The organism is Vibrio sp. 1580, from assembly GCF_033340055.1.
This window is the reverse complement of record NZ_JAWOVT010000204.1, coordinates 1-790: the sequence shown is the minus strand read 5'-3', so window position 1 is coordinate 790 and position 790 is coordinate 1. Positions and strand designations below refer to the sequence as shown.

At 44.6% G+C, this 790-nt stretch carries 1 protein-coding gene and 1 pseudogene; both read right to left on the bottom strand.

The features are described 5' to 3' along the window. Positions 1-421, bottom strand: a 421-nt coding sequence (locus R7093_RS25030; RefSeq protein WP_180768419.1) for a GNAT family N-acetyltransferase, incomplete at its 3' end; no start/stop codon positions are given. A gap of 141 nt (positions 422-562) precedes the next feature. After that, positions 563-790, bottom strand: a pseudogene (locus R7093_RS25025) (porphobilinogen synthase); the annotation flags it as partial.

The following is a 790-nucleotide window of genomic DNA, read 5'->3' as shown; positions in this document are numbered from 1 at the left end:
TGAAATGCACTCTCGATTCACGAAGATTGATTTTTTCTTCAAACTTTTCAATAAGATAACCATTTCTCAACAACAATCTGAGCATGGCAGGAAATTGGTTTCGAGATTTCACTTTTAGTGTTTTATAGCCTTGTTCTGCGACCCATTCTTCTTGAGCCTCTAACAACATCTGCGCGACTCCCTCATTTCGAGCTTGCGGCGCAACACCACCAAACCAACTATAGAAGGTGTCTTCATCCAGTTCGTAGCCGATTTTAAAACCGACAATAGCACCGTTTTTCTCAGCCACTAGGATTAGGCTGTTTTTGTCTCCAAGACGCTGTGACATCGAATCTAAGGTTTCTCCGTTGGCAAACTCTTTCACTCGAGTGACCACTTGAAGTGCCTCTTCCAACGTGCCTTCACGAATCAGCATTGTCATTGTTCTCTTCTCCAGAAATAAATATACCCAAGCACCTTGGATTTTTTGGGATATACAAGCCTTTTGTAATCCGCCTGAGGTTACTTGGGTATATGCAGACGAACAACTATTGTCGGTCTGGTTTTTCTCACTGAGCGATAATTACTCTTCTGTCGCTTCTCGAGCCATCTTTAGGTGCTGAGCGGCTTGTGCATTCTCTTCCGCTAACCACTCTGCAACGTCTTTTGCAAAGTAAGTCAGGATGCCATCGGCGCCCGCACGCTTAAAGCACAGTAGTGATTCCATTACTGTCTCGCGCTCTTTTAACCAGCCATTAAGAATCGCCGCTTTGTGCATCGCATACTCGCCCGATACTTGGTAAGCAAATGT